Raw genomic sequence first — 8,812 nt, 5'->3', positions numbered from 1 at the left:
TTACTACCGCTCAGCCCCCGTTCCGCGCCTCGTGCTGCGGAGCGGGGGCTGAACGCGTTTATGGCCTCACCCCACCCCCCGGGTACCCGGCCCAGGCCCCCAGGCCAGTTAGCTTGGTTGATCTGAGCAGTGTAAGCGTTCAGGAAGTTGATCAGAATCCGCCGTGGAGTGAATGATACCCGCTGTGCAGCGTTGTAGAGGATATTTTGTCTCTATCTTCACGGACTTACTGACTCCGCATGACGCTTACCTATCCGTGGTTTTTACTGGGGCTGCTGACGCTGGCAATTCCCATTGCCATTCATCTATTTGAGTTGCGGCGGCCCCAGCGGCTGCTTTTTACCAACGTTGGCTTCATTCGCGAAATCAAGCTGGTAACGGCCCGGCAGCGCAAAGTGAAGCATCTGCTGGTACTGCTGGCCCGCTGTAGCTTCCTGGTTTTTCTGGTGCTGCTGTTCTGCCAGCCATTCATTCCGGCCAAGCGCAGTGAGGCTGGGGCCGCTACGGTGGTAGCCTCAGTCATTGATACCTCGCCCAGCATGCAGGTACTGAGCAGCACGGATCAGCCGGTTTTTGAACGGGCTGTAAGTGAGGCGCGGGATCTGCCGACGGCATATCCCGCGTCGGCCCGCTTTGCGTTGCCGGGCAGCAACGCCAGCCTCTCGGCCGCGGCTTTTCAGACGGCAGTAGATGAGCTGACGGTTTCGGGCTCGGCACCTTCCCTGCGGAGCGGCGTGGAGCGGCTGAGCGGGCGCAGTGAAAAGGCGAAGCAGGTATTTGTCTTTTCCGACTTTCAAAAGAATGGCTTTACCCCGCAGCTGCTGCAGGCCGACTCGGCAGAGCAGGTGTTTCTGGTGCCCCTGGCGGGCAAGCCGACCCAGAACGTATTCGTGGATAGCGTACTGCTGGACGACGCCTTCATCCGGGCGGGCACTGACATTGCCCTGCGGGTGCGGCTGCGCAACGGGGGCAGCCTAGCGGCGGCCGACTGCCAGGTGAAGGTATTCGTCGGGAGCCGGCAGGTGGCGGCCTACCGGACGGCCGTACCGGCCCAGGGCACGGCAGTTTCGGTAGTGCGGGTGCGGCTGGACGGGACTGAACTGCAGCAGTGCCGGGTAGAGCTGGAGGATTTTCCGGTCACGTTTGACAACACCTATTATTTCACGCTCCAGCCTTCGCCCCGAATCCGGGTGCTGGAGCTGGGCAGCGCCGAGGCGGGCAATGTGCGCCGGCTGTACGGCAATGAGCCCTTGTTCGACTACTCGGGCAGCCGCGCCCAGAGCCTGGACTACGGAAAGCTGGCGGCGGCTAACCTGACGCTGGTGCAGGAGGTACCCCAGATTGATGCCGGCTTGCGGGAAGCGTTGCGGCAGGCCGTGCAGAAGGGCGGCACGGTGGTGCTGGTGCCCCCGGCGGGTACGGCGGGGCGCACTTCGTACGAGGCGCTGTTCCGGGCCCTGGGCATCGGGACGGTGCAGTGGCAAGCCGTGGCAGCGGGCCAGCCGGTGGTGCAGGAGGTAGCGCCGCCCAGCTTGCAGAACCCCTTCTTCCGGGACGTATTCGCCGGGCAAAGCCGGCAGGCAGTGATGCCCAAAGCCGCGCCGGTGCTGCGCTGGTCCCGCTCGGGCACCGATATCCTGCGCATGCGGGACGGGGACGGCTACCTGGCGGGCTTCAGCAGCGGGCGGGGCATGGTCTATCTGTTTGCTGCTCCCTTCAGCGGCGGCTATTCTGACTTTACAGCCCACGCGCTGTTTGTGCCGGTGATGTACCGGCTGGCTATGCAGAGCTACCGCACCGACCAGCGCCTGGCCTACCGGCTGAATCAGGGCCGCGTGACGCTGGGACTGCCGGCGGCGGCGGGCAACCCGGGCCGGGAGTCGGTGGTGAAGCTGGTGAAAGACAGCCTCACGTTTATTCCCGGGCAGCGCGTACAGGCCGGGGAGCTGCGCTTCGACGTGCCCCCCGCCATGGGGGTACCCGGCTTCTACGCGTTGACGCGCAACGGCCGGGCCCTGACGACGCTGGCATTCAACTTCGACAAGCGCGAATCGAACCTGGCCAGCTACTCGGCGGCGGAGCTGCGGCAGCTCATTGGGCCGAACCGGCCGAATGTGCAGGTGTATGAGGCCGGCGCCGGGCAGTCGGTGGCGGCGCAGTACAAGGCCGAGCGGGTCGGGACACCGCTGTGGCGCTACTGCCTGTGGCTGGCGCTGGCCAGTATGCTGGCCGAGGTGCTGCTGCTGCGCTTTCTGGGCCGGGTGCGCCAGACGGCACCGGTAGCCGTGGCGGCCTGAAGCGAAAGGGAGGAGTTTGTTTAAACTCTTCTAACTTGCCGCCTTACTTCAAAAATACGCGTGGAATCAGCTGTTTCGCCCGATAAACCGGTACTTCAGACCGCGCTGCGCTTCGGCGTGGGCGCCGGAGTGCTCAGCGGGCTGTGGATTGTGGGGCTTTATCTGACCCACAACGACCCGTTCGGGCCCAAGAAAATCATGGCGATGGTGCTGGTGCCGCTGGCGGTGCTGGTGGGGCAGTGGAGCCTGCGCCGGTATTACCAGCCCGAGGGGCCGGGCCTGAAGCGGGCCCTGGGCACTGGCCTGCTGATTACGCTGTTGACGGCCGGTATTTCGGCGGTCAGCGTGTATGCCCTGGCCCAGGCCGCAGGCCCGGCGCAGCTGGCGCGCAGCAAGGCCGAGATGCTTAAGATTGCGGCAGGCACCAAGGCCCTGTACCTGCGCCAGAAAGGCGGCCAGGCGCAGTACGACCAAACCATCCGGGGCCTGCAGCAGCTGGACGCGCGGAGCCTGACGAATGATGACCTGATTAAAAAGCTGTTGGTGGGGCTGCTGCTGAGCGTGCCAGGGGGGATTTTCTTTCGGAAGTAATACCACATTCTTTTACCATTGACCACCTATTTTCTGAGCACCATGGAAAACACCTCTACTGCCGTTACTACCACTGCTGTTGGCATTCGTTATGGCCTGCTGGTGGGTCTTGCCTCCGTTATCTTCACCTTCATCCTGTTCGCAACGGGCCAGGAAGGAAACGTGCCGCTGAGCCTGCTGGGCATGGTTATCTGGATTGTGGGCGTTGTGCTGGCGCATAAGTTTTTCAAGGCCAACAACGGGGGCTTCATGTCCTACAGCCAGGGGCTGGGTATTGGTACCCTGCTATCGGCGGTTTCCGGGGTATTGGGGGCCATCTTCCGCTACGTTTACATGGAATTTATCGATCCATCGGCGACCCAGCGCGGCATGGACCTTGCCCGAGCCAAGCTGGAGACCCAGGGCATGGACGACGCGCAGATTGACCAGGCCGTGGCCATGTCGCAGAAGTTCAGCAGTGGCCCCATCGGGCTGGTAATTGCCATCATCTCGTCTATCGTGCTGGGCTTTATCCTTTCGCTGATCATCTCGGCCATTACCAAACGCAACCGTCCCGAATTTGAGTAAGCGTCTGTCGCAGCATTTTCCCGTTGAGCTGTCCATTGTAATTCCCCTGCTCAACGAAGCCGAGTCCCTGCCGGAGCTCACGCGCTGGATTCACCGCGTGCTGAGCCAGCACGGGCTGACCTACGAGGTGATTCTGGTCGACGACGGCTCCACCGACGCATCCTGGGACGTGATTGAGGAGCTGGCCCAGACCGATACCCACCTACGAGGCATCCGCTTCAACCGCAACTACGGCAAGTCGGCGGCGCTGAATACCGCCTTCAAGGAAGCCGGCGGCCGGGTGGTGTGCACCATGGACGCCGACCTGCAGGACTCGCCCGAGGAGCTGCCCGAGCTGTACCGTATGATCGTGGAGGAGCGCTACGACCTGGTGAGCGGCTGGAAAAAGAAGCGCTTCGACCCGCTGAGCAAAACCATCCCGACCAAGCTGTTTAACGGCGTGACGCGCTGGATTTCGGGCATTGCGCTCCACGACTTCAACTGCGGCCTGAAAGCCTACGACCAGCGCGTGGTGAAGGGCATCGAGGTCTACGGCGAAATGCACCGCTACATTCCCGTCATTGCCAAGTGGAACGGCTTCGGGCGCATCGGCGAGAAGGCCGTGCAGCACCAGGAGCGCAAGTACGGCGTAACCAAGTTCGGGCTGGAGCGGTTCGTCTACGGCTTTCTGGATCTGCTCAGCATCACCTTCGTGAGTCGGTTCCGGCGACGGCCCATGCACTTTTTCGGCACTATGGGCAGCCTGTCCTTTTTCATCGGCATGCTGATTACGCTCTGGCTGGTAGGGGAAAAGTGGTGGCTGGCGTTTCACAACCTGCGCGCCCGTAGCGTCACCGACCAGCCCCTGTTTTTTCTGGCGCTGGTGGCCGTCATTGTGGGCGTGCAGCTGTTTCTGGCCGGTTTCCTGGCCGAGATGGTCCAGCTCAGCGGCCCCCGCAAGAACCAGTACCTGATCCGGGACAAGCTGAACCTGGATTGACAGTTTTTTAAGGTTGTCATCCTGAGCAGAGCGAAGGACCTTGTGCCAGTTGAACGATTGACGTAACCCCGTCTTGTTCTGCCGTGATAAGGTCCTTCGCTCTGCTCAGGATGACAGCTGATTTTGGGGCATCAACTGACCACGCTATGAAAGTCGTCATCATTGGGCCGGCGTATCCGCTGCGGGGCGGGCTGGCCACGTACAACGAGCGGCTGGCGCGGGCCTTTTGCGAGGCCGGCGACGAGGTGCGGCTGGTGACGTTCAGCCTGCAGTATCCCGACTTGCTGTTTCCGGGCCAGACCCAGTTCAGCACCGAGCCCGGCCCCACCGACCTGAGCATTGAAGTCAGCATCAACTCGGTGAACCCGCTGACCTGGTGGAAAGTGGGGGAGCAGCTGCGGCGGGAGAAGCCCGACCTGGTGGTTTTCCGGTTCTGGCTCCCGTTTATGGGGCCCGCGCTGGGTTTTATTGCCCGTCGCATCCGCCGCAACGGCCACAGCCGCGTAGTGGCCATTACCGACAACGTGATTCCCCACGAGAAGCGCCCCGGCGACCGGCCCCTGACGCGCTACTTCCTCTCGGCCTGCCACGGCTTCGTGACCATGAGCCGGGCCGTGCTGGCCGATTTGCGCCGCCTGCGCTTCAACCAGCCCGCCCGCTACCAGCCCCACCCGCTTTACGACAACTTCGGCCCCCTCAAGTCCAAAGCCGCGGCTCTAGCAGCGCTGAAGCTGGACCCGCAGTTCGGCTACCTGCTGTTCTTCGGCTTTATCCGGGCTTATAAGGGCCTCGATATTCTGCTCGAAGCCTTTGCCGATGAGCGCCTGCGCCACCTGCCCGTCAAGCTCATTATTGCCGGCGAGTACTACGAGGCTGCCGCGCCCTACGAGGTCCTGATCAAGCAGCATAGCCTGGAAAGCCGCCTCGTGCGCGCCACCGACTTCATTCCGAACGAAAAGGTGGTGGACTACTTCTGCGCCGCCGACCTGGTGGTGCAGCCCTACAAAAACGCCACCCAGAGCGGCGTGTCGCAGATTGCCTACCACTTCGAGCGGCCCATGCTGGTCACCGACGTGGGCGGGCTGGCCGAGCTGATTCCCGACGGCGAAGTAGGCTACGTGGTGAAGCCTACGCCCAAAGCCATTGCCGACGCGCTGGTCGATTTCTACCAGCACCAGCGCGAAGCCGAGTTTACCGCCGGGGTGTGGGCCAAGAAGAAGGAGTTTTCGTGGCGCGAGATGGTGGCCGCGCTGAAAGCCGTGGGGCAGGAGTAGTAGTAGTTATCAATCAAGAAAATCGTCTGTCATCCTGAGCAGAGCGAAGGACCTGCCTCTTCGCCTCCGGGATGCCGATAAAATGAGCGAAGCCCTTTCCCGTTGGCGCGGTCAAGGGCTTTGCTCATTTCAGCCAGCTGCCAGGATATCCGAGGCAGGTCCTTCGCTCTGCTCAGGATGACAGGTGAAGAGAAGCCGGTACACTGGCCTGCACGGCCTCGAACACTTTCTGCGCCGGCAATTCCTCCATGCAGCTGGTGCCCAGCCTGCAGCTGCCCCGGTAGAAGCACACGCAGGCGCGGTCGGGCTGCACGAGCTGGCCGCGGCCGTAGAGGTCGAATTCGTAGGGGTTGAAGATGTTGTTCATCAGCACCGTGGGCTTTTGCAGGGCAATGCTGATGTGCATGGCCATGGTCACCTGGGTCACGATGCCGTCCATCTGCTGCATCAGGTTGATGAACTGCTCCAGCGGGAACGTGCCCGGGTAGGCCGCGCCGGTGGCCGCGTGCAGGCGCTGGTTGCGCTCCTCCTCGGCCGTGCCGCCCAGCAATACGGGCGCGTAGCCGGCCTGCTGCAGCTTTTCAATCAGCTCCACCCACTTTTCGTCGCTCCACAGGCGGGTCGTCCACCTATCGCCGCAGCCGGTGTTGAGGCCGATGCGGGGCTTCCCCGTCGGCAGCGCGTCCCAGCGGTAGCCTTTGTCCTGGTGGTTGTCGAACACGTACTCCTCGTGCTGAAACTCGAAGCCGCAGAGCTCGAAGATTTCCTGCACGTAGGGCTTCTGGTTCTGCTGGCTGAGCTCGTCGAACACGCCGGTCAGGAACTTGTGATTGGCCAGCTCGTTGGTGGGCCAGGCCACGCCGGCGGGGTGCAGGGTGTAGCCAAACTTGCGGGTGGCCCGGATGGTGTCGTGTAGGGCGCAGGCTTCCTTGTCCTTATCCAGATTCAGCAATAGATCAAACTCCCGGGCCTGCAGGTGCAGCACGCTGGGCAGGTCGAGCTTCAGGATCTCGTCGATGGCCCCGGCCGGCAGGATGGCGGGCGTGAGCGTGAGCCAGGTGATTTTGCCGTTCGGGTACTCCTGGCGCAGCCGGCGCAGCAGGGGCGTAGTCCGGATAACGTCGCCGATGGCCCCGAGCTTGATGATGAGGATGCGCTGCTCCACGGGCGCATACACCGGGCAGCCGGCGCACTGGTAGCCGTGCTCCTTGTTGGGCCGGCAGGGAATATCACCACGGAAGTGGCGGCAGTCGGGATGAACGGTAACGCCGTTGAGAGAAGCCATGCGGGAAGAGAGTATCCGGCAAAGGTAGCCGAAGGGGCGAAGCAGCCCGCAACCCGGACGGAAAAACCCGGGCCGGGCGGCGTTTCGGATTTTTGTGACAACTTAGTCTGTGACAAAATATTTTGTCACAGACTAAGTTGTCACAAACCGGGGTCGGTCCTTTCTGGCCCGCTTGCTCATGACAAAGCGTAATTTCTCGCACAGCCGCGGACCGAGCCCGGTGCAGGGCCGGTTGCAGCTGGTACAGGCGCATTTCGGCCTTTCCCAGCAGCGGGTAGCCGACTTGCTGAACGTAACCCGAAGCACCTTAGCCATGGACGAGCGGGGCCAGCGCCTGATGCCCATGGCCGCTTATGAGAGGCTGGATGCCCTGCGGCAGCAACTGCCGGCTCCCTATGGACCTGAGCCCGAGGCCCCCGAGCCGGGGCTGAGCCTGACGGAGGCCGAGCAGCAGGAGCTGCGTAGGCGGCGGCGGAAAATCACGCTGGAAGAATACCCGCTCCAGCTGGCGCTGGAGCGCAGCCAGACGCAGCTGAGGCAGGCCCGGCTACGCCTGCACGTGCTGCCGGGGCTCCGGGCGGCTTTTTCCGACGAGTGGGGGCAGCTGTGGCTAAACACCTTTGAGGCGGAGGCTCGGGTTGTTCTGGAATACGATGCCGGCACGCCCGCCCTGCTCCAGCTGCGCCTGCGGGTGCTGGCCTTCGAAGCCGCCGAAATAACCAAGCTGCTGGGAAATGCCGCGCCGCGGGAGGAGTCGGCTGGGTAAGGCCAAAAAAAGCCCCGGCCGCCGCAATGGGCAACCGGGAGTTTTCGCTGAATCAGGAGGCTTTACTCCACTATGAGCCGGCCGGAAGCTTCGCCGCAGCGCACCACGTACAGGCCGGGCGTCAGGCCCGTCAGGTCCAGGACCGCGGCGGTGGCCCGGGCCGGCACTACCTGCTGGCTGACCGGGCGGCCCACCGCGTCGAGTACCACCACCAGACGCGCCTGCTCCGTGGCGGGCAACAGGAAAGCGGCGGCGTGGGCGGGATTGGGGGACAGCCAGAGAACTTCGGCCGCCACGGTCCGGCGGGTGCCCAGGGTCAGGCCGGCGGTGCGGGCCACAAACGCTGAGCCGCCGGGAGAGGTAGCAGGGAGGGTGGTGGGGCCAAACGTGGTGGTGGCACCCTGGAAAATACCGACTACCGTTACCTCACCGCTGCTGGTCAGCGCCAGATCAAAGGCTGCTTCACTGCCGCCGCGCACTGCCTGCGTCCAGGCCGTAGCCAAACTGTTAAGGCGGCCTACTACCAGATCGGCAGTAGCCCCGGTCGCATCGGTGTTGGTGAGCGTCTGGTTGCCAAAGCTGGCCGTAGGGCCAAAAAACAGGCCGCCAATGGTGGCTGCGCCACCGGGCGCTACCACTCTACCGTCAATGCGTGGTCGAAGCCAGGGCCGCCGGCGTGCAGCGCCTGGCTCCAGGTACCCGTCGCCGTCAGACGGGCAGCAAAGATATCGGCCGTGTTGCCGGTGGCATCAGCATTGGGCAGTGCGACCGGGCCGAAGCTCGCTACCGGGCTGTAAAAGTAGCCTACAACTTGCCGGCGCTGGTCAGGGTGGTTGCGCCCAAAGTGATGGTGCCGGCAAACTGGCCCGCTACTACCGTGCTGCCATTGCCATCGGGGGCCGTGGCATAAATATCCGCGCTGCCGGTACCTGCCGGGGCCGCAGCCCATTGCCAGCTCTGGGCATACGTGGTGCCGGCTGCCGCTACGAGCAGACTGGTGGTAAAGGCACAAAGAGAAAAAGTAGGCATAGACATGAAAAGGAAATGGAGTAA

At 63.2% G+C, this 8,812-nt stretch carries 9 protein-coding genes; 6 read left to right on the top strand and 3 right to left on the bottom strand.

Annotated features, from left to right (window positions below; translation table 11 throughout):
* The first annotated feature begins 239 nt into the window (after positions 1-239).
* The 5 genes from ABD842_RS08935 to ABD842_RS08915 all read left to right on the top strand — a co-directional run bounded on the left by ABD842_RS08935 (position 240) and on the right by ABD842_RS08915 (position 5,708).
* The gene (locus ABD842_RS08935; protein ID WP_345112704.1) at positions 240-2,297 is read left to right on the top strand and encodes a BatA domain-containing protein; all 2,058 of its coding nucleotides are present in this window, start codon (positions 240-242) and stop codon (positions 2,295-2,297) included.
* 60 nt (positions 2,298-2,357) lie between these two features.
* A complete protein-coding gene (locus tag ABD842_RS08930; protein WP_345112703.1) occupies positions 2,358-2,888 on the top strand; it encodes a DUF4199 domain-containing protein in 531 nt (176 codons plus the stop codon).
* Between the two features lie 18 nt (positions 2,889-2,906).
* Positions 2,907-3,455 (top strand): DUF4199 domain-containing protein, encoded by a 549-nt coding sequence (locus ABD842_RS08925; protein ID WP_345112702.1) that lies wholly within the window; start codon positions 2,907-2,909, stop codon positions 3,453-3,455.
* The gene (locus tag ABD842_RS08920; RefSeq protein WP_345112700.1) at positions 3,448-4,434 is read left to right on the top strand and encodes a glycosyltransferase family 2 protein; all 987 of its coding nucleotides are present in this window, start codon (positions 3,448-3,450) and stop codon (positions 4,432-4,434) included. The genes ABD842_RS08925 and ABD842_RS08920 overlap by 8 nt, the downstream gene beginning before the upstream one ends.
* 146 nt (positions 4,435-4,580) lie before the next feature.
* On the top strand, positions 4,581-5,708 hold the full coding sequence (locus tag ABD842_RS08915; RefSeq protein WP_345112699.1) for a glycosyltransferase: 1,128 nt from the start codon (positions 4,581-4,583) through the stop codon (positions 5,706-5,708).
* A 172-nt stretch (positions 5,709-5,880) separates the two neighbouring features.
* On the opposite strand, the gene ABD842_RS08910 is transcribed toward ABD842_RS08915, so the two are convergent.
* Positions 5,881-6,993: a glycosyltransferase family 9 protein gene (locus ABD842_RS08910; RefSeq protein ID WP_345112698.1), complete on the bottom strand. Its 1,113-nt coding sequence runs from the start codon at positions 6,991-6,993 to the stop codon at positions 5,881-5,883.
* A gap of 178 nt (positions 6,994-7,171) precedes the next feature.
* Here ABD842_RS08910 and ABD842_RS08905 point away from each other — a divergent pair, with 178 nt between their 5' ends.
* Complete coding sequence (locus ABD842_RS08905) at positions 7,172-7,759, top strand: hypothetical protein (protein ID WP_345112697.1); 588 nt, start codon at positions 7,172-7,174, stop codon at positions 7,757-7,759.
* A gap of 62 nt (positions 7,760-7,821) precedes the next feature.
* Here ABD842_RS08905 and ABD842_RS08900 read toward each other — a convergent pair whose 3' ends face one another.
* Both ABD842_RS08900 and ABD842_RS08895 read right to left on the bottom strand, forming a co-directional pair.
* Positions 7,822-8,397, bottom strand: a complete 576-nt coding sequence (locus ABD842_RS08900; RefSeq protein ID WP_345112695.1) for a hypothetical protein — start codon at positions 8,395-8,397, stop codon at positions 7,822-7,824.
* Positions 8,398-8,563: 166 nt separating this feature from the next.
* Positions 8,564-8,788, bottom strand: coding sequence for a hypothetical protein (locus ABD842_RS08895; RefSeq protein WP_345112693.1), 225 nt, complete (start codon positions 8,786-8,788; stop codon positions 8,564-8,566).
* Positions 8,789-8,812: the final 24 nt, after the last annotated feature.

Origin of the sequence: Hymenobacter algoricola (assembly GCF_039539525.1) — a bacterium.
GTDB lineage: Bacteria > Bacteroidota > Bacteroidia > Cytophagales > Hymenobacteraceae > Hymenobacter > Hymenobacter algoricola.
This window is presented reverse-complemented; position numbering and strand designations above follow the sequence as displayed.

Bases quoted from the DNA above. Each gene is read 5' to 3' on its own strand.
- ABD842_RS08935 (WP_345112704.1), top strand. From the start codon at position 240: ATGACGCTTACCTATCCGTGGTTTTTACTGGGGCTGCTGACGCTGGCA.
- ABD842_RS08915 (WP_345112699.1), top strand. From the start codon at position 4,581: ATGAAAGTCGTCATCATTGGGCCGGCGTATCCGCTGCGGGGCGGGCTG.
- ABD842_RS08910 (WP_345112698.1), bottom strand. From the start codon at position 6,993: ATGGCTTCTCTCAACGGCGTTACCGTTCATCCCGACTGCCGCCACTTC.
- ABD842_RS08905 (WP_345112697.1), top strand. From the start codon at position 7,172: ATGACAAAGCGTAATTTCTCGCACAGCCGCGGACCGAGCCCGGTGCAG.
- ABD842_RS08895 (WP_345112693.1), bottom strand. From the start codon at position 8,788: ATGCCTACTTTTTCTCTTTGTGCCTTTACCACCAGTCTGCTCGTAGCG.